Genomic DNA, 22443 nt, shown 5'->3' with positions numbered 1-22443 from the left:
GGACGTTCTGCGTGACCATTCCCCACTCTATCCCCAATCTCATTACACTCGGCCGAATCCTGCTGGTTCCGATCGTCGTCTGGGCGATCGCGGCCGGCGAGATGGAAGTCGCATTCATGGTGTTCGTCGTCGCGGGCGTGAGCGACGCGGTGGACGGTTTTCTGGCCAAGCGCTTCAATCTGCGCTCCGAGCTCGGCGCCCTGCTCGACCCGCTCGCCGACAAGGCCCTGCTGGTGTCGATATTCGTCACCCTCGGCATTTGGGGGGCCATCCCGCGCTGGATCGTGATCCTGGTGGTGTCGCGCGACATCATGATCGTCGCTGCCGTGATCGTCTCCTGGCTGTTCGACCGGCCCGTCGCAATGAAGCCATTGATGGTCTCGAAGCTGAATACCGCGGCGCAGGTCGGATTCGCAGGGCTGGTGCTGGCCGCGCTCGCGTTCGGCTTCGAGCCCAAGCCCTACGATGTCGTGCTGATGGTGCTCGTGACGGTCTTTACCCTCGTATCGGTCGGGCTGTATCTCGTCGAATGGGTGCGCCACATGAACACGATCGAAGTGCGATGAGCCCGCCAGGCAGGCCCTGTACCGCCCCCGCCGACGACACGACACGGAGCACGTCAACCTTGGCCGGCCATATCCCCCCTCGTCAATTGGCGCTCGCGCTGCCGCATGCGGAGAGCCTGACGCGGGACAATTTCTTCGAGGGGCCGGGCAATGCGGCGGGGCTCGCGCTGGTCGATGCCTGGCCGGAATGGCCCGCGCGGACCATGTTCCTCGTCGGCCCCGACGGCTCGGGCAAAAGTCATCTGGCGGCGATCTGGGCCGAGCGCTCCGGCGCCCGCTCGCTGTCGGCGCATGCGCTGGAGGCGAGCACCGTGCCCGGGGCGCTCGCCACGGGGGCCCTGGTGCTGGAGGATCTGACGGCGACCGATCTCGACGAGCGGGCGCTGTTCCACCTGCTGAACCTGGCGCGTCAGGACGAGGCCTACATCCTGGTCACCGCGCGGGAGGCGCCGGCGGCGCTGCCGATCGGGCTCGCCGATCTGAGATCGCGGCTGCGCGCCGTTCCCGTGGTCACGCTGTTGCCACCGGACGACCAGCTGTTCCGCGCCCTGATCGTCAAGCTGGCCGCGGACCGGCAACTGGCGATCGACGAAACGGTCGTCAGCTACCTCGCCACCCGGATCGAGCGATCCTACGCCGCAGCCCGCGAGACCATCGCGCTGCTGGACAATGAGTCGTTGAGGCTCGGCCGACCGGTCACCCGCGCACTGGCCGCCGAACTGCTGCGCCCGGTGTGACGGGCGGCCATCTTGCGGCCATCTTGACGCCGGTCCGCCGGGGAACCTCAATGGTGCCGGGAACGTCATCCCCTGGTCACCCAGAGTGGGCTACGGTCGAGGGTGAGCGCCCTGATTTGATGCCGTGATCGGATATGGATCGAATTTCTGATGGATACCGAACAAGTTTCTGAGATCGTTTCGAAAGAGCCGGCTGTGGCGGCGCCGCTGCAGATCGCGTCGAGTCCCGAGCGCTTCATCAATCGGGAGCTGTCCTGGCTGCATTTCAACCGCCGCGTGCTCGAGGAGTCGGTCAATCCGCGCCATCCGGCGCTGGAGCGGGTGCGCTTCCTGTCGATTTCCGCCAACAATCTCGATGAATTCTTCATGGTCCGCGTCGCCGGCATCCGCGCCCAGGTGCGCGAGGGCATCGCCGAGCGCAGCCCGGACGGGCTGACGCCGACCGAGCAGCTGAAGCTGATCAACGAGACCGTCTCCCAGCTCGCCATCGACCAGCAGGCGATCTGGCGCGACCTGCGCAAATTTCTCGCCGAACTCGGCATCGTGCTGGTCGACGGCCAGGACGTCAGCAAGAGCGAGCGGGCCTGGATCGAGGACCATTTCCTCGCCAACATCTTCCCGCTGCTGACGCCGCTCGCGATCGATCCGGCGCATCCGTTCCCGTTCATCCCGAGCCTCGGCTTCACCGTCGCGCTGCAGCTGACGCGCACCGCCGACGGTCGGCCGATGAATGCGCTGATCCGCATGCCCGGCAAGATCGACCGCTTCATCCGCTTCCCCGGCGCCAAGGACGGCGCGATCCGCCTGATCACGCTGGAGCAGGCCACCGGCCTGTTCATCGGCCGGCTGTTCCCGGGCTATACCGTCAAGGGCCAGGGCGCCTTCCGCATCATCCGCGACAGCGAGATCGAAATCGAGGAAGAGGCCGAGGACCTGGTGCGGCTGTTCGAGACGGCACTGAAGCGGCGCCGCCGCGGCTCGGTGATCCGGCTCGAGATCGAGGCCAACATGCCGGAGGAGCTGCGCCGTTTCGTGCAGAATGCGCTGTCCACGACCGACGACGAGGTGTTCGTCGTCGACGGCGTGCTGGCGATGAACGAGCTGTCGCAGCTGACGCGGGTCGACCGTCCCGACCTCGAATTCGCGCCCTACGTGCCGCGCCATCCGGAGCGCGTCCGTGACCATGGCGGCGACATCTTCGCCGCCATCCGGCAGAAGGACCTCATCGTCCACCATCCGTATGAATCGTTCGACGTCGTCGTGCAGTTCCTGCAGCAGGCGGCGCGCGATCCCGATGTGGTGGCGATCAAGCAGACGCTGTACCGCACCTCCAACAACTCGCCGATCGTGCGCACGCTGGTGGAAGCCGCCGAGGCCGGCAAGTCCGTGACCGCGCTGGTCGAGCTCAAGGCGCGGTTCGACGAGGAGGCCAATATCCGCTGGGCTCGCGATCTGGAGCGCGCCGGCGTGCAGGTCGTCTACGGATTCCTGGAGCTGAAGACGCATGCCAAGCTGTCGATGGTCGTGCGCCGCGAGGGCGGAAGCCTCACGACCTATGTGCACACCGGCACCGGCAACTATCACCCGGTGACGGCACGCATCTACACCGACCTGTCCTACTTCACGTCGGACCCGGTGATCGGCCGCGACGTCACGCGCGTGTTCAACTACATCACCGGCTATGCCGAGCCGATCGACATCGAGAAGATGGCGGTGTCACCGCTCACGCTTCGCAAGCGCATGATCGAGCACATCCAGGGCGAGACCAGCTTCGCCCGCCAGGGCAAGCCGGCCGTGATCTGGATGAAGATGAATTCGCTGGTCGATCCCGACATCATCGACGCGCTGTACGAGGCCTCGCAGGCCGGCGTGTCGATCGAGCTGATCGTGCGCGGCATCTGCTGCCTGCGTCCGGGCATTCCCGGCCTCTCGGACAACATCCGAGTCAAATCGGTGATCGGCCGCTTCCTCGAGCACGGCCGCATCTACTGCTTTGGTATGGGTCAGGGCCTGCCGAGCGCCAAGGCCGCCGTCTACATCTCCTCGGCCGACATGATGCCGCGCAATCTCGACCGCCGCGTCGAGGTGCTGTGCCCGCTGCAGAACCCGACTGTTCATCAGCAGGTTCTGGAGCAGATCATGGTCGCCAATCTGAAGGATACCGAGCAGAGCTGGCAATTGTTGCCGGATGGGTCGTCAACGCGTATGAAGGCCGCGAAGGGCGAGGAGCCGTTCAACCTGCACAATTACTTCATGACGAATCCGAGTCTGTCCGGCCGTGGAAAGTCGCTCAAGGAATCATCGCCGCGCCGGCTCACGCGCCGGAACGAACGCAACTCTTCGTAGCGGCGACGCTCGTCGGAGGACGCCGCGGTGAGACGGCCCGCTGCCCAGGCGGCCAGCGTTGGCGTCATCGACATCGGCTCGAACTCGGTCCGCCTCGTCGTCTACCAGGCGATGGAGCGCAGCCTCGTCACCGTGTTCAACGAGAAGGCGCTGTGCGGGCTGGGCCGCGAGGTCCAGACGACGGGCCTGCTGGCGACCGATGCCGTCGACAAGGCGCTGACCGCGCTGAAGCGTTTCCGCGCGCTGTGCAAGGTGCAGCAGGTCGGCAGCGTCTACGCCATCGCGACAGCCGCCTGCCGCGATGCCTCGAACGGCCCCGACTTCATCGCCAAGGCGGAGAAGATCTGCGGCGCGCCGATCCAGATCCTCACCGGGCCCGAGGAAGCCCGCTATTCGGCGCTCGGCGTCATCTCCGGCATTCATAAGCCCGACGGCATCGTCGGCGATCTCGGCGGCGGCTCGCTGGAGCTGATCGACGTACGCGGCCACCAGGTGCGCAGCGGCGTCACCCTGCCGCTCGGCAGCCTGGCGCTGCAGGATCTGGCGGAGAAGTCGCTGAAGAAAGCGCAGCGAATCGCCAGCGAGGCGCTGACCGATTTGCCGCAACTGCTGGCCGGCGAGGGCCGCACCTTCTACGCCGTGGGTGGGACCTGGCGCGCGCTAGCCCGCATTCACATTATCCAGAGCGGCTATCCGCTCGGCGTCATGCACGGCTATGCGATCCCCGCGACCGATGCCCTTGCCTTCGTGCGCCGCCTGCGCCGGCTCGTCGCCGCCGACATGCTGGCCGACATCGAGGCGATCGCCGAAGCCCGGCGCCCCCTGCTCGCCTATGCCGCGCTCGTGCTCGAGCACATCATCCGCGTTGCCAAGCCGACCACCGTGGTGTTCTCGACCTTCGGCGTGCGCGAGGGCCTGCTGTACTCCAAGCTTCCCGATCCCGAGCGCGCCAAGGACGGCCTGCTCTCTGCAGCGCAAGGGCTGAACGAGTTGCTGTCGCGCTCCGCCCAGCATGCGCGCGAGCTGATCGACTGGACCGACCGGCTGTTCCGCGTGGTTCATATCCGCGAGACCGAGGAGGAGCGAAGGCTGCGCCATGCCGCCTGCCTGATGTCCGACATTGGCTGGCGGATGCATCCGGATCATCGCGGCGAGCAGACCTATGGCATCATCCTCAACGGCAATTTCGGCTCGATCAGCCATGAGGGCCGCATCTTCGCGGCGCTGTCGGTGTTCTTTCGCTACGAGGGCCTGGGCGACGAGGCCGCGGCGCCTGCCCTCACCGAGCAGCTGAGCCCGGCCCAAATCGATCGCGCGCGTCTGCTCGGCACCGCCTTCCGCGTCGCGCATCTGATCTCGGCCGCGCGGCCGGGGGTGCTGCCCGCCACCCATTTCCGCACCCAGGACCGCAAGCTGATGCTGGTGTTCGAGCATCATCTGGTCGACCTCGTCGCCGACCGCGTCGGCGGCCGCTTCAAGCAGCTCGCGCGGCTGGTCGGGCGCTCGGGCTCTGTAGTGCTGAACTGAGCGGCCATGTTCGAGGCGTTCGCCAACGATCTGCACGACACGGCAGGAATCGCGAGGCGGTCCCCGCGAGCGTTTCTGCTCGCTTGAGCGGGATCAGGGCCGCGGCGCCCGCGCAGAGATCGCGATCATGCGTTGCGCGATGATGCCGTAGACCTTGCGCCAGGCCTGCTCCACCTCGTCGCTCCATTGCGGGCCAAGCCCCCTGGCCAGCGTCCACAACAGCGCTTCGCCGACCACGGGATAATGCTCCGGCTTGACGCCGTAGCGCGCATGGTTGCGGCCGAGAATGTCGGTGCTCGACATCAATCCCGTCATCTGGTCGAGACTGCCGACGAGCACGGCCAGCGTTGCGATGAAGTCCCGCTTGAGCACGTCCATATCGTCGCGAAACATCGGGCGGCATTCCGGGGCGAGCTCGAAAACACGGTTGTAAAACGTCGTCGTCATGTCCGAAGCATTGGCAAACACCATGTCGAACGACGATCTGACGTGACCGATCTCCTCTGCAGTCAACATTATCAAGTCCGGTTCAAGGCATGCAAATCAGCAGCGAGGAATGAGTACGACGTGGTGGTGTCGCCGCGGCACATTGTGGTTCAAGACTACGAGGAGCTGATAACCGACCCTACGGTATTTGCCCGCAGCGCGGCACCTTGCCGCAGCCGTATCGACATCGGGAAAGATGCGGCACGCACAGGTCCGGCCGCGAGAGAGCGACGGCTCAGCCCTCCATAATCGGGCAATTGGGGCCGCGCAATCCGCGAGATATCCGAGAGCTGGTACCGGGTTCGGCTGACGGCAGCGCTTCGCGGCCATCACTCGGCTCGATCATCACGACCGGCGCTTAGGCCGATCGAGACGCGGATCGGGCGGACCGCTCATGTGACGAGCGGCCGCGATCGATGGCGCGTGAGAAGTCTGAACCGCGGCGGATCAGCTACGGCAGGTTGACGCCGCGCGCGGGCACCGCCTCGAGTTCGTCCTTGGCCTGGTGCTCCAGGGCGCGACGGCGCCAAATCGAGCCGGCGACCAGCACGACCGCGGCGCCGAGCAGCGACATCAGCGTCTCCATGACGTCGACATGGCTGGAGAGATGAGTCTTGCCCGCGAACAGGCCCGAGGCTGCCTCGATGTTGATGACCACGGTGCCGTCGAGGAGATGGTGCAGCATCGGCTCGATGGCCGGATCGGTCGCGATCACCTCGCCGGCGACCCAGCCGAGCAGCATGGCGCCGAGCCAGACCAAGAGCGGAAAACGGTCGAGCACGAGCATGATCAGCGCGGCGCCCGCGATGATCAACGGGATGCTCATGGCGAGGCCGATGATCAGCAGCGAGGCCTGGCCGTTGGCGGCGGCTGCCACCGCGATCACGTTGTCGAGGCTCATCACGAGGTCGGCGAGCGCGACGATGCGCACCGCGTGCCACAGCGTGGTGCCGGCGGCGATGTCGTCGTTCTCGTCCTCGGGCACCAGCAGCTTGGCAGCGATCACCAGCAGCGCCAGACCGCCGATCAGCTTCAGATAAGGCAGCGCCATCAGGGTGGCGACGATGCCGGTAAAAGCGATGCGCAGCGCAACGGCGATGCCGGAGCCGGCCACCATGCCCCAGACGCGATGCTTGCCGTGCAAGCCGCGGCAGGCGAGCGCGATCACCAGCGCGTTGTCACCCGACAACAGCACGTTGATCCAGACGATCTTGCCGAGCGCGAGCCAGAAGCCCGGGCTGTGCAGGTCGGCTTCGAATTGAGCGAGCAAATGGCCGTAAGTGGCGGGATCAGCAAGCTGCGATAGCCAGTTCACGGCCAGACCTTTCAGATGCGTTCGACGTGATTTCGCATGCGGGCGATGCTGCGGCGAAGCTTAGGCCTCGCCGCAGCGAACCCCGCTCAGCCGACGATCTCGTTGCCGGCGAAGAACTGCGCGATCTCGATCGCGGCGGTCTCCGGCGCGTCCGAGCCGTGCACGGAATTCTCGCCGATCGACTTCGCGTGCGCCTTGCGGATGGTGCCATCGGCCGCCTTGGACGGGTCGGTCGCGCCCATCACGTCACGGTACTTCAGGATGGCGCCCTCGCCTTCCAGCACCTGGACCACGACAGGGCCGGAGATCATGAAGTCGACCAGTTCACCGAAGAACGGCCGCGCCTTGTGCACGGCGTAGAAGGTCTCGGCCTGATCGCGGGTCATGCGGATCCGCTTCTGGGCCACGATGCGCAGGCCGGCCTTCTCGATCAGCGCGTTGATCGCGCCGGTCAGATTGCGCTCGGTCGCGTCGGGCTTGATGATGGAAAAGGTGCGCTCAATCGCCATGATATCGTCCTTGGAGATGCGGGATTTGGGTGAGTTGCGGGCTTATATCGACGCGATTGGCCGACGGCAAGCGACCGGGCCCCTGCCGGAGGCGCGACGCCTTACGACAATTTCACGATTCTGAACATAGTCTGAAGGCGCCGTGCGACCAGCGTTCAGCTGCCGTGACTTAAGGTGATCGGTATCGGGCGAAGATGAACCAGCCGCCTTCCGCTGGCCGCCTTCTCCCAGCCTCATCCGTCGGACAATTTCGGCGCCACCAGCGCTGTCATCCAGGAGACGATCATGTTGCGCAAACTCTCCCTCACCGCGGCGGCCGCAATTGCCCTGGGCACAGCCGCCCTCGCCCCGACCGCCGCATCGGCAGGATGGCATGGCGGCGGCTGGCATCATGGTGGCGGCTGGCATCATGGCGGAGGCTGGCATGGCGGCTGGCACCGTCCGTTCTACGGCCCCCGCTTCTTCGTCGGCGGCCCGGCCTACAGCTACGGCTACGGCGGCTGCTACGTCCGCCGCGTGGTTCCGACCCCGTGGGGACCGCGCTGGCGCTGGATCAACCGCTGCTACTGATTTGAGCCTCTGATACGAGCCTCGGCGCGGCACCCGCCCCCCGCCGCTCCGAACTCGCATCGCCCCGGCGTTCCCCCACGCCGGGGCTTTTTTCATGCATTTTCAACTCAATCCGGCGCATTCCGGCAGCACTCCGGAAACAAATCGGCCGCCCACGACTTGATACGACATCGTATTGCAACTGCTCGTGGAACTCCGTCATGACTGGCCGCACCGCCGATTTCAGCGAGGCGCTCGATCGCAAGACCAGCCGGTCGATCTGCGACGCCGTGGGCGAACGGCTGCAGCGCAGTCTGCCGCCTGACGGCTCTCATTTGCCCGATCCGCTGGCGCCTCTCATGAACGAGTTGCGTAAGCGCGATGAGCCGCTCGCGCGTTTCGATTGAAGGCCGCTGCGCCTGAATCGGCGACAAAGCGGTTGCGTTTGGCCGCGCGCGCGGTGACAAGGCGCGAATGCTTTCCATCACCGACATCTCCATCCGTCTCGCCGGACGGCTGCTCATCGACCAGAGCACGGTGCAGATTCCGCCCGGTGCGCGCGTCGGCCTGGTCGGCCGCAACGGCACCGGCAAATCGACGCTGTTCAAAGCCATCCGCGGCGAACTGTCGCTGGAGAGCGGCAGCATCAGCCTGCCGCCGCGGTGGCGCGTCGGCAGCCTGGCCCAGGAGGCGCCGAGCGGGCCCGAAAGCCTGATCGAGGTGGTGCTGCGGGCCGATCTCGAGCGTGATGCGCTGTTGCGGGAGTCCGAGACGGCCGACGACCCAGATCGCATTGCCGAGATCCAGACCCGCCTCGTCGACATCGACGCGCATTCGGCGCCGGCGCGCGCCGCAGCCATTCTCAGCGGCCTCGGCTTCTCCGCCGCCGACCAGGCGCGGGCATGTTCGGAGTTCTCCGGCGGCTGGCGCATGCGGGTCGCGCTCGCCGCCACCCTGTTCGCCGCGCCTGACCTGCTGCTGCTGGACGAGCCGACCAACTATCTCGACCTCGAAGGCACGCTGTGGCTCGAGGACCATCTGGCGCACTATCCGCGCACGGTGATCGTGATCAGCCATGACCGCGACCTGCTGGAGACCTCGGTCGACCAGATCCTGCATCTGGACCGCGGCAGGCTGACGCTGTATCGCGGCGGCTATTCCTCGTTCGAAGAGCAGCGCGCCACGCGCGAGATGCTCGACGCCAAGGCGGTCAAGCGCCAGGAGGCCGAGCGCGCCCGGTTGCAGGCCTTCGTCGAGCGCTTCAAGGCCAAGGCCTCGAAGGCACGCCAGGCGCAATCCCGCGTCAAGATGCTGGAGCGGATGAAGCCGATCGCCGCGCTCGTCACCCAGGACGTGCGCGAGATCACTTTCCCCGCCCCGGAGCGATTGCTGTCGCCACCGATCATCGCCGTCGACAACGCCTCGGTCGGCTACGATCCCGCGCAGCCCGTGCTCAACCGCGTCACCTTGCGCATCGACAATGACGATCGTGTCGCGCTGCTCGGTTCGAACGGCAACGGCAAGTCGACGTTGGTCAAGCTACTTGCCGGACGCCTCGCGCCGTTCTCCGGCAAGGTCACGCGCGCCGACAAGCTCTCCATCGCCTATTTCGCCCAGCATCAGCTCGACGAGCTCGACGAGACCGGCTCGCCCTACACGCATGTCCGCAAACTGATGGCAGAGGCGCCCGAATCGAAGGTGCGCGCGCGCGCCGGCGCGATCGGCTTCTCCGGCAAGGCTGCGGATACGCTGGTGAAGAGCTTGTCGGGCGGCGAGAAGGCGCGACTGCTGCTCGGCCTCGCCACGTTCTTCGGCCCGAACATGATCATCCTGGACGAGCCGACCAACCATCTCGACATCGACAGCCGCGCCGCGCTGGCAGAAGCGATCAACGAATTTCCGGGCGCGGTGATCATGGTGTCGCACGATCGCTACCTGATCGAGGCGTGCGCCGACCGGCTGTGGGTTGTCGCCGACAAGACCGTCAAGACCTATGACGGTGATCTCGACGATTACCGGCGGATGATCCTGTCCTCGCGCAGCGGCGCCGCCGCGCGTGAGACGGACCGCACGCAGGTGACCGAGAAGACGGAGCGGCCGCGCGGCGACAACCGGCGCAACGCACTGAAGCAGAAGATCACGGCCGCCGAGGCCGAGATTTCCCGCATCACCGAGATCATTGCCAAGATCGACGGCGCGTTGTCGCTGCCCGACATCTTCACGCGCGATCCGAAGCAGGCGGCGCAATTGTCGAAGGCGCGAGCCAATGCCGCCGATGCGCTGGCGCGAGCCGAGGAGCAGTGGCTGGAGGCCAGCACGCTGTATGACGAGGTCGCCGGTTGACGAACTGATCGTCGTCGACCGACCGCGCCGGCGGCGAGCCCGCTCAGGTCGCGCGCTTCTTGGCCGCCTTGGGCTTGGCCATCTTCGGCGCCGGCCCCGGATCGGGAGCGCGCTCCACCGAGGACAGGCGGCCTGCGGTGAACGTGTAGACGCCGGCTCGTGCGCCCCGCAGCCACGTCACGGTCGCAACCCGATCGCCGCCATTGTTGCCGATGTTGACGCTGTCCGGCGCGCCGATGCCTCGCACGACGTCGCATTCGGTGTGACCGAGCGCGACAGTGCCGCCTGCGGCCGGCGGCGGCGCCGCAGCCGCATCGTTCGTCAACGCATTCGCACCGGCAGCACCGCCAGCCGGCGCCATGCCCGGACACGCGCCCTCTGCGCTGACGAGATCGTCGGCGTTGACGGGCTTGTCAGGCGTGAGCGGCGGCGCGTCGATCGAGATGTTCTTGATGAACAGACGCTGCGGCCGATTGAACCATTCGGCGTCCTTGGACAGGAAATCCGGCGTGCTCGAGCATCCGGACACGACCGCTGCAAGCACAAGGAACGGCAGAACGCGCGTCAGTTGTTTGGTGTGGTCTCGCACGATGAACCTTGCTGAATTGCAACTTGTGGACACTCTAACGTGTTGTCCCATCATCACTTTGCGGCACGTTCGTGGCTTTGCCAACGCTCTGCCGGCAAATCGGCAGATTATCATTAATCGCGCGGCGCTGCCATCATCGGCACGCTCGCTCCGCTTACGCCATCATTGTCGGCGTTGCCAGCGCCCACGCTCGTCGGCCTGCCAATAGGTGACCTCGAATCCACGTGTTTTGCAATCGGTCCAGGCCGATCGCGCTGCAGCAAGCGCATCGGCATCGTCACCGTTGAAGACCAGCACCATGCGCTCATAGCTGTGTGAATCGGCCGGCAGCGCCGCGTTGTCCACCAGGAACCGGACGTTCGCGCCGTTGGGATTGCTCTCCTCCACCGAAAGCACGATCGGCTGATCGGCTACATCGGCCACGCGCCAGGTAGCGTGCGGCAGAAACGAATCGTCACGATAGGTCCACAGATGTGCATCGAGCGCATCTGCACGCTCCTCCGAGGTCGACTGCACCACGACACGCCAGCCGCGCTCGAGCGACTTCTCGAGCAACGGCGGCAGCACGCCTTCCAGGGTCATGTTCTGCAGATGATAGAACAGGACTTCGGTCATCGGCTCAGCTCCGTCACGCCTTCCCTTCGTACGAGTCCCAGACGAGACGGTCGAGCAGGCGGACGCCGTAGCCGGATCCCCAGCTCTGGTTGATCTCGGATTTCGGCGCGCCCATGGCCGTGCCGGCGATGTCGAGATGCGCCCACGGCGTGTCGTTGACGAAGCGCTGAAGGAATTGCGCGGCCGTGATCGAGCCGCCGTGGCGGCCGCCGGTGTTCTTCATGTCGGCAAACTGCGAATCGACCAGCTTGTCGTATTCGGGACCGAGCGGCATGCGCCAGACCTTCTCGCCGGTCTCCTGCCCCGCCTTGAGCAGCTTGTCGGCCAGATCGTCGTTGTTGGAGAACAGGCCCGCATGCTCGGTGCCGAGCGCAACCATGATCGCGCCGGTCAGGGTCGCCAGGTCGATCATGAATTTCGGCTTGAACTTGGTGGCGACGTACCAGAGAACGTCGGCGAGCACGAGCCGCCCTTCCGCGTCGGTGTTGATGATCTCGATGGTCTGGCCGGACATCGAGGTGACGATGTCACCGGGACGCTGGGCGTTGCCGTCCGGCATGTTCTCGACCAGCCCGATCGCACCGATCACGTTGGCCTTGGCCTTGCGGGCCGCCAGCGCATGCATCAGGCCGACCACGCAGGCCGCGCCACCCATGTCGCCCTTCATGTCCTCCATCGAGCCGGCCGGCTTGATCGAGATGCCGCCGGTGTCGAAGCAGACGCCCTTGCCGATGAAGGCGACCGGCTGCTCGCCTTTCTTGCCGCCATCGTAGCGCATCACCACGGTGCGGCTCGGCCGCGCCGAGCCCTGGCCGACGCCGAGCAGCGCCCCCATGCCGAGCTTCTTCATCGCGGGCACATCGAGGATCTCGACGGTGACGCCGAGCTTGCGCAGCGCGGCGGCGCGCTTGGCGAACTCCTCAGGGTAGAGCACGTTCGGCGGCTCGTTGACGAGATCACGCGCCAGAATCACGCCATCGGTGACGTGGGCGCGCGGCGCGAACGCCTTCTTGGCCGCCGCGACATCCGCGACCGCGACGGACACAGCCGCGCTGACGCCCGCCTCGTCGTCCTTCTTCTTGGTCTTGTAGCGGTCGAATCGATAGGCCCGCAGCCTGATCCCGGCGGCGAGCGAGCTGACCTGATCCGGCGTCATCGGTCCGGCCGGCAGCTCGGCCAGCACCGTCACCGGTTCAGTTCCGGCATTCAGTTTTCCGGTTAAGGTCCCGCCAAATTTGAGGAAATCCTTGTCCTTGAGGTCAGCGCCCTTGCCCGTCCCGATGACGATCAAGCGCTGAATCTTGATTCCCTCGGGGGCCAGCAGGTCCAGCACGGCGCCATCCTTGCCCTTGAATCGCGCGGCCGACGCGGCACGCTTGATCAGGTCCGAAACCCCTCCGAGCGCCTTCTCGGTCGCGGCTCCAAGTCGCAGCGAATCATCACAGAACACCACCATGATACCGCGCGGAGCGGTCGACAGCGGAACGAAGCCGACCTTGACGGTGTCGGACATCAAGCAATCCTCCAAAATTTCGACGTGAGAGCCGCCGCGACCGGCCGAAATCCGTGCGGACAGGCGAGGATGGCGGCAGTTCGGAACCCAACTTGGCAACAGTATGACCCGGCTTGGCCAGAGCTGCCAAGCCTTCCCGTGGCGGGGCGGCCACATCAATGAAATTTTGATCGTATTTTCGTGACGCCACGCCACAGCCATTTTGTCGACGGATCAAAGGGATGGTAAAGATATTCTCTGCCCTTGGAACGTGACGGCGCAGGCAGCGTAAGGACCCGTTTCGAGGGGTGGCTGCAGCGCTCGTTCCGGGACCGCTGATTGGGGATCGAGCGCACACGATGGGGTCCATCGACAGGTACATCTTTCGCACGACGCTCGCGTCGTTTGCGTTGGTCCTGGTGAGCCTCACCGGGGTGATCTGGATCACCCAGGCGTTGCGCGGCATCGACCTGATGACGAGCCAGGGCCAGACCATCCTGACCTTCCTCGGCATCACCGGCCTCGTCATTCCCTCGCTGCTCGGGGTCATCGCGCCGATCGCGCTGATGATCGCGGTCTCGCACACGCTGAACAAGCTCGCGACCGATTCGGAGATCATCGTCATGAACGCCGCCGGCATGTCGCCGATCCGGCTGTTCGTGCCGTTCGCCTATGCGACCTGCGTGGTCGCCCTGCTCGTCACCTTGCTCGCGTCCTATATCGCGCCAGACGGTCTGCGCAGGATCAAGCAGTGGGACGCAGAAATCACCGCCGACGTGCTGACCAACATCCTGCAGCCGGGGCGGTTTGCGCAGCTCGACCAGAACCTGACGATCCGGATCGGCGAACGCCAGCCGGGCGGCGAGTTGAAGAACATCCTGATCGACGACCGTCGCGATCCCAAGGAACGGATCACGATCATCGCCGAAAAGGGCACCGTAGTGAAGAACGCCGACGGTTCGTTCCTGGTGCTGGAGGACGGCAATCTGGAGCGGTTCGAGATCGGCAAGCGTGAGCCGGCGATGGTTGCGTTCGCCCGCTATGCCTTCGACATGTCGAAGTTCTCGAATCAGGGACGTGACGTCACGCTCGGCATCCGCGAACGCTACGTGTGGGAGCTGATGGCGCCGGCCGAGGATGATCCCATCTACAAGCAGATCCCCGGACAATTCCGGCAGGAATTGCACGACCGCTTCCTCGCCCCGATCTACCCGTTCGCGTTCGCCGCGCTCACCTTCGCATTTTTGGGAGCGCCGCGGACCACGCGCCAGAGCCGAAATTTCTCGTTCGGCAGCGCCATCCTCGCCGTGTTCGGCGTCCGTATGGCCGGCTTTGCCTGCTCGGTCATGACCGTGAAAACCCCGATCGCCGCATTGATCCAGTACCTGATGCTGTTCGGCGCTCTTGGCCTGTCCATCTGGATCATCGTCGGCGGCGTGGTCGTCGAGCCGCCGGCGCGTCTCATGGAGGCCATCAACCGCTCCAATGCGCGAATCGCGCGGCTGTTCAGAAGGCCCGCCACCGCATGAGCATGATCACGAACACGCTCGGGCGCTACTTTGCTGGCCGTTTCCTGGTTTCGGCGGTCGGTGTGTTCGCGAGCATCTTCCTGCTGCTGGTGCTGGTCGACTACATCGAGATGGTGCGCAGGACGTCGGGCCTGGCTTCCGCCTCGGCCCTGATGGTGGCGGAGACCTCGCTGTTTCGCGTGCCGCAGCTGCTCGAAAAAATGATGCCGTTCTGCGTGCTGATCGGCGCCATGACCTGCTATCTCGCGCTGTCGCGGCGGCTCGAACTCGTGGTGGCGCGCGCCGCCGGCGTCTCGGCCTGGCAGTTCATTGCGCCGGCGCTGGCGAGCGCGATCATGCTCGGCCTGATGGCGACGACGCTCTACAATCCGATGTCGGCCAATCTGCGCGAGCTGTCGAAGCGCATGGAGGCCGAGCTGTTCGGCGCGGCCCCGGGCGGCGGCGTGCAGGATGCGTCGGGCTTCTGGCTGAATCAGCTCAATCCGGACGGCTCGGTCATCATCAACGCCGCGCGCAGCGAGCAGCAGGGCGTTCGGCTGACCGGCCTCACGCTGTTCCGTTTTGATACGCAGAATCGCTTCAAGGACCGAATCGAGGCCCGCGAGGCCAGTCTCGAGGAAGGCCAATGGGTGTTCAAATCGGTGCGCCGATTCTCGCTCGATGCACCGCCGGTGGACGAACCGACGTTCGTCCTGCCCACCACTTTGACGCCGGCGCAGGTCCGCAACAGCTTCTCCACCCCCGAAACTGTGTCGTTTTGGCAACTGCCGAGCTACATCCGTTCGTCGGAGAGTTCGGGCTTCGCGACCGCGGGGTACCGACTGCAGTATCATAAGCTCATCGCGCAGCCGTTTTTGCTGGCTGCGATGGTCATGCTGGCTGCGTCCGTGTCCCTCAGGTTCTTCCGTATGGGTGGCGTTCAAAAAATGGTTTTGAGTGGCGTGGGCGCCGGCTTTCTGCTCTACGTGCTGTCGAAAGTAACGGAAGATTTGAGCAAGGCTGCGTTGATGAATCCGATCGCTGCGGCGTGGCTGCCCGTGTTCGTCGGCGGCCTCACCGGTTTTATGGCCTTGCTCTACCAGGAGGACGGCTAGTGTCGTTCGTTGCCGTCCGTCAGACCGCGCTCGCCGCGCTCCGGCTGCATGCCGTTGCGCGCCTTGCTTGCGCGGGCGCCCGTTGCGCCGGGTCTGCCGTACTCGTCTGCGCCGTCGCGCTGACGCTCGGCCTCGTGGCCGAGTCTGCGCTGTCGCCTGCCGCTGCCCAGAGCTTCACCTACAACCCGCGCCCGCCGAAGGCGCCGCCGCCGCGCGTCGCCAACGACAACCAGATGCTGGTGCAGGCGACCGAGGTCGATTACGACTACAACAATTCGCGCGTGTCGGCGGTCGGCAACGTCCAGTTGTTCTACAACGGCACCTCGGTCGAGGCCGACCGGGTGATCTACGACCAGAAGACCAAGCGCCTGCATGCGGAAGGCAACATCCGCATGACCGACGCCGACGGCAAGATCACCTACGCCAACAGCCTCGATCTGTCCGACGACTACCGCGACGGCTTCGTCGATTCGCTGCGCGTCGAGACCGAGGACCAGACGCGGATGGCGGCCACGCGCGCCGACCGCTCCAAGGGCAATTACACGGTCTTCGAGAACGGCGTGTACACAGCCTGCGCGCCCTGTAAGGACGATCCGAAGAAGCCGCCGCTGTGGCAGGTCAAGGGTGCGCGCATCATCCACGACCAGACCGAGAAGATGCTGTATTTCGAGAATGCCCAGCTCGAATTCTTCGGCGTCCCGCTGGCCTATATCCCCTACTTCTCGACGCCTGATCCGACGGTCAAGCGCAAGAGCGGCTTCCTGATGCCGGGCTTCACCCAGACGGGTGGCTACGGCTTCGGTGTCGACATCCCCTATTACTGGGCGATCGCGCCGGATTACGACGCGACCTTCACGCCGCGCATCACCTCCAAGCAGGGCGTGCTGGTGCAGACCGAGTTCCGCCAGCGCCTCAGCAATGGCGGCTATCAGGTGCGCCTGTACGGCATCGACCAGCTGAACCGCAACGCGTTCGCCGGCCAGCCGGGCGACCGCCAGTTCCGCGGCGGCGTCGACACCAAGGGCCAGTTCGCGCTCAACGACAAATGGGTGTTCGGCTGGGACGGCATCCTGCTGTCCGACTACATGTTCCTGTCGGACTACCGGCTGGCGCAGTATCGCGATCCGTTCAACTCCTTCATGAGCCTGCCGACGGAAGCGATCTCGCAACTGTATCTGACCGGCGTCGGCAGCCGCAGCTTCTTCGATGTCCGGGCGATCCACTATCTGAGCTTCTCCGGCAACCAGCAGACGGTTCCGATCGTCTATCCGGTGCTGGATTACTCGAACGTGCTCAACTACCCGGTGTTCGGCGGCGAGTTCAGCTACAAGACCAACTTCGTCAACCTGACCCGCGAGCAGGCGGTGTTCGATCCGATCACGACGACGGCCAACACCAATGGCCTGTGCACGACGACGTCGGCCGACCCGCTGGCGCGCCTGCCGACCCAGTGCCTGCTGCGTGCCACGCCCGGAACCTATACGCGCCTGAGCGCGCAGGCACAGTGGCGGAAGTCGTTCACCGATCCCTACGGACAGATCTGGACGCCGTTCGCGATCCTGCGCGCCGACGCGATCAACGCCAACGTCACGGCGCAGCCGGGCGTCGGCAACTTCCTGCCGACCGGCGACACCCAGGCGCTGCGGTTGATGCCGACCGTCGGCCTCGAATACCGCTACCCGTTCATCAACGTTCAGCCGTGGGGCACCACCACGATCGAGCCGATCGCCCAGGTGATCATCCGGCCGAACGAAACCTATGCCGGCCGGCTGCCGAACGAGGACGCCCAGAGCATGGTGTTCGACGCCAGCAACCTGTTCAGCGTCGACAAGTTCTCCGGCTACGACCGCGTCGAAGGCGGCGGCCGCGCCAATGTCGGCGTGCAGGCGACCACGCAGTTCGACCGCGGCGGCACCATCAACGTGCTGTTCGGCCAGTCCTACCACCTGTTCGGCCTGAACTCGTTCGCCGTTCAGGACATGAACAACACCGCCATCGGTTCCGGCCTGGACAAGAACGTGTCCGACTACGTGGCCCGGGTGGATTACTCGCCGAACCGGACCTACACGTTCAGCATGCGCAGCCGGTTCGATCAGCAGAACCTGAACGTCCAGCGCTTCGAGGCGGAAGCCAAGGCGAACTTCGACCGCTGGTCGATGGCTCTGACCTATGGCAACTACGCCGCCGATCCGGCGATCGGCTACCTCGCCCGACGCGAGGGCATCCTGGGCAGCGGCTCGGTCAAGGTCGCGCCGAACTGGGTCGTGACCGGTGCTGCGCGGTGGGACCTCGCGGCCAACAAGATCAACCAGTATGTGATCGGTGCGGGCTACGTGGACGATTGTTTCGTGCTGGCCGCCAACTATGTAACGTCGTATAATTACACGACAGGCACCACCGCCCCCGTTCTGAGCCATGCCTATATGCTCCAGATCGGACTCCGGACACTCGCCAATTCCTCGTCGACGGGAACCGGGGCTGGGGGCCTTCAGTAGCGCGCGCCAGTCTCCGGCCGGCTCCCTTGGGTCTGAGAAGAGGCCCGCGTCGAGAGTCTTGCGGTTGAGAGCCGTGGCGCCGCTTTCAGTTGGATCCATTGCGAACAGCGAAGCTTGGCCATGACGATTGCGTTCCCTCCTCGCCTTCGGGCCCTGACGATCTGCGCGGTTGCCGCGCTGGTCTGGGGCTGTGGCATGATCTCGGCCCAGGCTCAGAGCATCGTCGTCATGGTGAATGGCGATCCCATCACCAATTACGACGTCGAGCAGCGCACCAAGCTGAACTTCCTGAGCACCCGCAAGCAGCAGTCTCGCCAGGAGGTCATCAACGAGCTGATCGACGACAAGGTGAAGATCAAGGAAGGCAAGAAATTCGGCGTCGAGCCGACCTCCGCTGACGTCGACCAGTCCTACGCCGGCATGGGCTCCCGCATGCGCCTCAATGCCGATCAGCTCACCAAATCGCTCGAGAGCCAGGGCGTCCGGCCGGAGACGCTCAAGGCCCGCATCAAGGCGGAGATCGTCTGGACCAGCCTCGTGCGCGGCCGCTACAAGGAACGCCTGATCGTCTCCGACAAGGACGTGGCTGCAGCCGTCGCGGCGGCGGGCGGCGACTCGGACCAGCAGGGCCAGGCGTTCGAGTACAAGATGCAGCCGGTGGTTCTGATCGTCGCCAATTCGTCCAATCAGGGCGCGATGGAAGTCCGGCATAAGGAAGCGGAAGCCCTGCGCGCGAGGATCCAGAGTTGCGCCGACGCCAACTCCATCCTTAGAACGACGGCCAATGCCGTGATCAAGGAGATCGTGATCAAGACTTCTGCCGACATCCCGCCGAACTTGCGCAAGCTGCTCGACGACACGCCGATCGGCCATCTGACCCCGCCTGAAGCCACCAAGCAGGGCATCCAGATGGTGGCCCTCTGCGCGCGCACGCCGACGACGATCGACACGCCGAAGAAGCGCGAGATCAAGGAGCAGATGTACGCGAAGAAATACGAGGCGACCTCCAAGGCCTATCTGCAGGAAGTCCGCAAGGCGGCGATGATCGAATATCGCTGATGACCAAGCCCCTTGCGCTAACCCTGGGGGAGCCCGCAGGCATCGGACCCGACATCACGTTGCAGGCCTGGCTGCGCCGCAATGCACTCGGTCTCCCCGCCTTCTACGTGCTCGGCGACCCGGCTCTTCTGGCGCAGCGCGCCAAGCTGCTCGATCTCCCCGTTCCCGTCGCCGAGGTGCGACCCGAACAGGCGCCGGAGGCCTTTGCAGCGGCACTTCCCGTGGTCTCCACGGGTCATCGCGTTACCGCCTTGCCCGGCCGCCCCGATGCGACCAGCGCCGAGGCCGCCATCGGCGCGATCCGCCAGGCCGTTGCCGATGTGAGGGCCGGACGGGCCGGCGCCGTCGTCACCAATCCGATCGCCAAGGCCGTGCTGTACCGCGCCGGCTTCTCGCATCCGGGTCACACCGAATTCCTCGCCGAGCTCGCTGCCGACGGCGGCGCGGTGCCGCAGCCCGTCATGATGCTGTGGTCACCGACGCTGGCCGTCGTGCCCGTGACCATCCACGTGTCCTTGCGCGAGGCGATCGAGCAACTGACGAGCCCGCTGATCACCTCGACGACGCGCATCGTCGCCGCCAGTCTGCGGCGCTATTTCGGCGTCTCACGGCCGCGCATCGCCATGTCCGGACTCAATCCGCATGCCGGCGAGGATGGCACGATGGGCACCGAGGAGGACACGATCATCGCGCCGGCGATCGCGACCCTGCGCAATGCGGGACTCGACGTGCAGGGGCCGCTGCCGGCCGACACGATGTTTCACGATGCCGCGCGCAAGAGCTATGATTGCGCCGTCTGCATGTACCACGACCAGGCGCTGATCCCGATCAAGACGCTGGCGTTCGACGAAGGGGTCAACGTGACGCTCGGCCTGCCCTTCATCCGCACCTCGCCGGATCACGGCACGGCCTTCGGCATCGCCGGCAAGGGCACCGCCAACCCGGCGAGCCTGATCGCGGCTCTCCAGCTCGCCGCGCGCATGGCCAGCCAATCGTCATGAGCGCGATCGACGACCTCCCGCCGCTGCGCGAGGTCATCCGCGAGCACCAGCTGTCGGCACGCAAGGCGCTCGGCCAGAATTTCCTGCTCGATCTCAACCTCACGGCCCGGATCGCGCGCGCCGCAGGTCCCCTGGAGGACGCCACCGTGGTGGAGATCGGCCCGGGTCCGGGAGGCCTGACGCGGGCCCTGCTCGCGCTCGGCGCCCGCCATGTGATCGCGGTCGAGCACGACGAGCGCGCGATTCCTGCACTGCAGGCGATCGCCGACCATTATCCCGGGCGGCTGGAGATCGTCTGCGGCGATGCACGGACCTTTGATGTCGCTCCCTATCTCGGAAGCACCAAGGCGAAGATCGTCGCCAACCTGCCCTACAACATCGCGACGCACCTTTTGATCGGCTGGCTCTCCGCCGAGCCGTGGCCGCCCTGGTACGACATGATGGTGCTGATGTTCCAGCGCGAGGTCGCCGAGCGCATCGTCGCGCGCGAGAACGAGGAGGCCTACGGCCGGCTGGGCGTGCTCGCCAACTGGCGCTGCGAGACCAAGATCCTGTTCGACATCTCGCCGTCCGCCTTCGTGCCGCCGCCGAAGGTCACCTCGTCCGTGGTGCGGCTGGTGCCCCGCGCGGCGCCCGAGCCGTGTGACCGCCGCGCGCTGGAGCAGGTCGCCGCCGCCGCCTTCGGCCAGCGGCGCAAGATGCTGCGGCAGAGCCTGAAGTCCCTGCCTGCCGATCCCGCGCGGCTGGCAGCGGCCGCCGGCGTCGATCCCACCCGTCGCGCCGAGACCATCCCGGTGTCCGGCTTTGTTGCCATGGCTCGCGAATTGACCAATAGTCGCAACGACAACAAGACCTAACAACAAGCATTTCAGGGAGATTCATCATGGCGTTGATGCGCCGCCAATCGCTCGTCAAGTTCGACGCGCCGCTGTGCGAGACGATCGTCGAGACACCGAAGCCGCAAGGCCGCGAAGTTCTGGTTCGCATCGAGCGCTGCGGCCTCTGTCACTCCGATTTGCACATCCAGGATGGCTATGCCGATCTCGGCAATGGCAAGCGCCTGGACACGACGCGCGGCATGACCCTGCCCTTCACGCTCGGCCATGAGATCGCCGGCGTGGTCGACGAGGTCGGACCGGACGTGCCGAAGGAGCTGATCGGCGCCCGGCGCGCGGTTTTTCCATGGATCGGCTGCGGCCAGTGCCGCGACTGCGTCAATGGCGACGAGAATCTGTGCGCCAAGCAGCGCTTCCTCGGCGTCTCGATCGACGGCGGCTTCGCCACCCACGTGCTGGTGCCGGATGCGAAGTATCTGCTGGAATACGATCCGCTGCCGGTCAACCAGGCCGCGACGCTGATGTGCTCCGGCGTCACGGCCTATGGCGCGCTCAAGCGCCTCGTGGACCGGCCGCGCCAGCGCAATCTGCTGCTGATCGGACTCGGCGGCGTCGGCATGATGGGGCTGTCGTTCGCGCAGGCGATGTTCAAGCAGCCGATCTCGGTGGCCGATCTTTCGGCCGCCGCGCGCGAGACGGCGCTGAAGAATGGCGCAGCGACGGCCTACGACCCGGCCGAACCGGATGTGATCAAGCGCATCCTCAAGGAGACCGAGGGCGGCTTCGACGAGGTCGTCGATTTCGCCGGCAACGAGAAGTCGATGGCCTTCGCGGTGTCCGTTGTTGCACGCGGCGGCAAGATCGTCGTGTCCGGACTGATGGGGGGCCAGTTCACCCTGCCGATGGTTCAATGGGTCTACAAGCGCATGACCATCGAAGGCTTCATGGTCGGCACCCTGACTGAGGCGCACGAGTTGATGGCGCTGGCCCGCGCCGGAAAGATCAAGCCGCCGCCGATGCGCGAGGAGCCGATGGGCGACGTGCAGAAGTGGATCGATGCGCTGCGGGCCGGACACGTGGTCGGGCGGGTGGTCCTCACGAACTGATGAGCCGTGGCCATCATCGCGCAGGCGGCCGCAGGTCTTGCACCGTCGCCGCCTGCTGCTCCCCTCGCCCCGGCCACCTTGCGATCAGGCGGAGGGTGATGCGACCGCAATGCCCTGCGTCCCGTCCACAGATCGTTCGTCCACAAACCTAGCGGTTGTCGGCGCCATCTCCCTGATCGCGGAGGGTGAAACATGCCGTCGGTCGTCACCGATGCGACCGATTTGGCGCGACATCGCGGCCAAAACCGC

Annotated in this window: 20 protein-coding genes; 14 read left to right on the top strand and 6 right to left on the bottom strand. The window is 65.6% G+C overall.

What is annotated here, in order from left to right:
• Nucleotides 1-11 precede the first annotated feature (11 nt).
• The 4 genes from HL666_RS28910 (at nucleotide 12) to ppx (ending at nucleotide 5176) form a co-directional block, all read left to right on the top strand.
• Nucleotides 12-566 (top strand): CDP-alcohol phosphatidyltransferase family protein, encoded by a 555-nt coding sequence (locus HL666_RS28910; RefSeq protein WP_172109814.1) that lies wholly within the window; start codon nucleotides 12-14, stop codon nucleotides 564-566.
• A 59-nt stretch (nucleotides 567-625) separates the two neighbouring features.
• Nucleotides 626-1303 (top strand): P-loop NTPase family protein, encoded by a 678-nt coding sequence (locus HL666_RS28905; protein WP_172109325.1) that lies wholly within the window; start codon nucleotides 626-628, stop codon nucleotides 1301-1303.
• A 150-nt stretch (nucleotides 1304-1453) separates the two neighbouring features.
• On the top strand, nucleotides 1454-3649 hold the full coding sequence (locus HL666_RS28900; RefSeq protein ID WP_172184925.1) for an RNA degradosome polyphosphate kinase: 2196 nt from the start codon (nucleotides 1454-1456) through the stop codon (nucleotides 3647-3649).
• Between the two features lie 27 nt (nucleotides 3650-3676).
• A complete protein-coding gene (ppx, locus tag HL666_RS28895) occupies nucleotides 3677-5176 on the top strand; it encodes an exopolyphosphatase (protein WP_172184923.1) in 1500 nt (499 codons plus the stop codon).
• A gap of 93 nt (nucleotides 5177-5269) precedes the next feature.
• Here ppx and HL666_RS28890 read toward each other — a convergent pair whose 3' ends face one another.
• From HL666_RS28890 to ndk, 3 genes are all read right to left on the bottom strand, one after another.
• Nucleotides 5270-5692 carry a globin family protein gene (locus HL666_RS28890; RefSeq protein ID WP_172131969.1) on the bottom strand — a complete coding sequence of 141 codons (423 nt, stop codon included), beginning with the start codon at nucleotides 5690-5692 and terminating at the stop codon, nucleotides 5270-5272.
• A 421-nt stretch (nucleotides 5693-6113) separates the two neighbouring features.
• Nucleotides 6114-6977 carry a TerC family protein gene (locus HL666_RS28885; RefSeq protein ID WP_172109329.1) on the bottom strand — a complete coding sequence of 288 codons (864 nt, stop codon included), beginning with the start codon at nucleotides 6975-6977 and terminating at the stop codon, nucleotides 6114-6116.
• Nucleotides 6978-7063: 86 nt separating this feature from the next.
• Complete coding sequence (gene ndk, locus HL666_RS28880) at nucleotides 7064-7486, bottom strand: nucleoside-diphosphate kinase (protein ID WP_172131970.1); 423 nt, start codon at nucleotides 7484-7486, stop codon at nucleotides 7064-7066.
• Nucleotides 7487-7771: 285 nt separating this feature from the next.
• Between ndk and HL666_RS28875 the strand changes: the two genes are divergently transcribed.
• The 3 genes from HL666_RS28875 (at nucleotide 7772) to HL666_RS28865 (ending at nucleotide 10378) form a co-directional block, all read left to right on the top strand.
• The gene (locus HL666_RS28875; protein WP_172109330.1) at nucleotides 7772-8056 is read left to right on the top strand and encodes a sulfur globule protein precursor; all 285 of its coding nucleotides are present in this window, start codon (nucleotides 7772-7774) and stop codon (nucleotides 8054-8056) included.
• A 200-nt stretch (nucleotides 8057-8256) separates the two neighbouring features.
• Nucleotides 8257-8442, top strand: a complete 186-nt coding sequence (locus HL666_RS28870) for a hypothetical protein (RefSeq protein WP_172184922.1) — start codon at nucleotides 8257-8259, stop codon at nucleotides 8440-8442.
• 67 nt (nucleotides 8443-8509) lie between these two features.
• Nucleotides 8510-10378, top strand: a complete 1869-nt coding sequence (locus HL666_RS28865) for an ABC-F family ATP-binding cassette domain-containing protein (protein WP_172184920.1) — start codon at nucleotides 8510-8512, stop codon at nucleotides 10376-10378.
• Nucleotides 10379-10421: 43 nt separating this feature from the next.
• Here HL666_RS28865 and HL666_RS28860 read toward each other — a convergent pair whose 3' ends face one another.
• From HL666_RS28860 to HL666_RS28850, 3 genes are all read right to left on the bottom strand, one after another.
• Nucleotides 10422-10922, bottom strand: coding sequence for a hypothetical protein (locus tag HL666_RS28860; protein ID WP_172109815.1), 501 nt, complete (start codon nucleotides 10920-10922; stop codon nucleotides 10422-10424).
• A gap of 207 nt (nucleotides 10923-11129) precedes the next feature.
• On the bottom strand, nucleotides 11130-11582 hold the full coding sequence (locus HL666_RS28855) for a DNA polymerase III subunit chi (RefSeq protein ID WP_172109333.1): 453 nt from the start codon (nucleotides 11580-11582) through the stop codon (nucleotides 11130-11132).
• Nucleotides 11583-11595: 13 nt separating this feature from the next.
• Nucleotides 11596-13095, bottom strand: a complete 1500-nt coding sequence (locus HL666_RS28850) for a leucyl aminopeptidase (protein ID WP_172184967.1) — start codon at nucleotides 13093-13095, stop codon at nucleotides 11596-11598.
• 338 nt (nucleotides 13096-13433) lie between these two features.
• On the opposite strand from HL666_RS28850, the gene lptF reads away from it, so the two are divergent.
• The 7 genes from lptF to HL666_RS28815 all read left to right on the top strand — a co-directional run bounded on the left by lptF (nucleotide 13434) and on the right by HL666_RS28815 (nucleotide 22194).
• Nucleotides 13434-14603, top strand: a complete 1170-nt coding sequence (gene lptF, locus HL666_RS28845; RefSeq protein WP_172131972.1) for an LPS export ABC transporter permease LptF — start codon at nucleotides 13434-13436, stop codon at nucleotides 14601-14603.
• Nucleotides 14600-15697 carry an LPS export ABC transporter permease LptG gene (lptG, locus tag HL666_RS28840; protein ID WP_172109336.1) on the top strand — a complete coding sequence of 366 codons (1098 nt, stop codon included), beginning with the start codon at nucleotides 14600-14602 and terminating at the stop codon, nucleotides 15695-15697. Before lptF ends, lptG begins: the two co-directional genes overlap by 4 nt.
• Nucleotides 15697-18192, top strand: coding sequence for an LPS-assembly protein LptD (locus HL666_RS28835; protein WP_172109337.1), 2496 nt, complete (start codon nucleotides 15697-15699; stop codon nucleotides 18190-18192). The genes lptG and HL666_RS28835 overlap by 1 nt, the downstream gene beginning before the upstream one ends.
• Before the next feature lie 120 nt (nucleotides 18193-18312).
• Entirely contained in the window at nucleotides 18313-19251 is a 939-nt protein-coding gene (locus HL666_RS28830) for a SurA N-terminal domain-containing protein (RefSeq protein WP_172131974.1), read from the top strand.
• Nucleotides 19251-20252: a 4-hydroxythreonine-4-phosphate dehydrogenase PdxA gene (gene pdxA, locus HL666_RS28825; RefSeq protein ID WP_172184918.1), complete on the top strand. Its 1002-nt coding sequence runs from the start codon at nucleotides 19251-19253 to the stop codon at nucleotides 20250-20252. The genes HL666_RS28830 and pdxA overlap by 1 nt, the downstream gene beginning before the upstream one ends.
• Nucleotides 20249-21109 (top strand): 16S rRNA (adenine(1518)-N(6)/adenine(1519)-N(6))-dimethyltransferase RsmA, encoded by an 861-nt coding sequence (rsmA, locus tag HL666_RS28820; protein ID WP_172184916.1) that lies wholly within the window; start codon nucleotides 20249-20251, stop codon nucleotides 21107-21109. Before pdxA ends, rsmA begins: the two co-directional genes overlap by 4 nt.
• Nucleotides 21110-21135: 26 nt before the next feature.
• The gene (locus HL666_RS28815) at nucleotides 21136-22194 is read left to right on the top strand and encodes an alcohol dehydrogenase (RefSeq protein ID WP_172184914.1); all 1059 of its coding nucleotides are present in this window, start codon (nucleotides 21136-21138) and stop codon (nucleotides 22192-22194) included.
• Nucleotides 22195-22443: the final 249 nt, after the last annotated feature.

The sequence above is a fragment of the Bradyrhizobium aeschynomenes genome, from assembly GCF_013178945.1.
GTDB lineage: Bacteria > Pseudomonadota > Alphaproteobacteria > Rhizobiales > Xanthobacteraceae > Bradyrhizobium > Bradyrhizobium aeschynomenes.
Note: the sequence above shows the minus strand (reverse complement) of the source record. Positions and strands in the feature narration are given on the sequence as shown.

What these genes read in the sequence shown, in the direction of transcription:
- HL666_RS28870 (WP_172184922.1), top strand. Translation starts at nt 8,257, where the DNA reads ATGACTGGCCGCACCGCCGATTTCAGCGAGGCGCTCGATCGCAAGACC.
- HL666_RS28830 (WP_172131974.1), top strand. Translation starts at nt 18,313, where the DNA reads ATGACGATTGCGTTCCCTCCTCGCCTTCGGGCCCTGACGATCTGCGCG.
- HL666_RS28890 (WP_172131969.1), bottom strand. Translation starts at nt 5,692, where the DNA reads ATGTTGACTGCAGAGGAGATCGGTCACGTCAGATCGTCGTTCGACATG.
- HL666_RS28900 (WP_172184925.1), top strand. Translation starts at nt 1,454, where the DNA reads ATGGATACCGAACAAGTTTCTGAGATCGTTTCGAAAGAGCCGGCTGTG.
- lptG (WP_172109336.1), top strand. Translation starts at nt 14,600, where the DNA reads ATGAGCATGATCACGAACACGCTCGGGCGCTACTTTGCTGGCCGTTTC.
- HL666_RS28855 (WP_172109333.1), bottom strand. Translation starts at nt 11,582, where the DNA reads ATGACCGAAGTCCTGTTCTATCATCTGCAGAACATGACCCTGGAAGGC.
- lptF (WP_172131972.1), top strand. Translation starts at nt 13,434, where the DNA reads ATGGGGTCCATCGACAGGTACATCTTTCGCACGACGCTCGCGTCGTTT.
- pdxA (WP_172184918.1), top strand. Translation starts at nt 19,251, where the DNA reads ATGACCAAGCCCCTTGCGCTAACCCTGGGGGAGCCCGCAGGCATCGGA.
- HL666_RS28850 (WP_172184967.1), bottom strand. Translation starts at nt 13,095, where the DNA reads ATGTCCGACACCGTCAAGGTCGGCTTCGTTCCGCTGTCGACCGCTCCG.
- rsmA (WP_172184916.1), top strand. Translation starts at nt 20,249, where the DNA reads ATGAGCGCGATCGACGACCTCCCGCCGCTGCGCGAGGTCATCCGCGAG.
- ndk (WP_172131970.1), bottom strand. Translation starts at nt 7,486, where the DNA reads ATGGCGATTGAGCGCACCTTTTCCATCATCAAGCCCGACGCGACCGAG.
- HL666_RS28875 (WP_172109330.1), top strand. Translation starts at nt 7,772, where the DNA reads ATGTTGCGCAAACTCTCCCTCACCGCGGCGGCCGCAATTGCCCTGGGC.
- HL666_RS28815 (WP_172184914.1), top strand. Translation starts at nt 21,136, where the DNA reads ATGGCGTTGATGCGCCGCCAATCGCTCGTCAAGTTCGACGCGCCGCTG.
- HL666_RS28865 (WP_172184920.1), top strand. Translation starts at nt 8,510, where the DNA reads ATGCTTTCCATCACCGACATCTCCATCCGTCTCGCCGGACGGCTGCTC.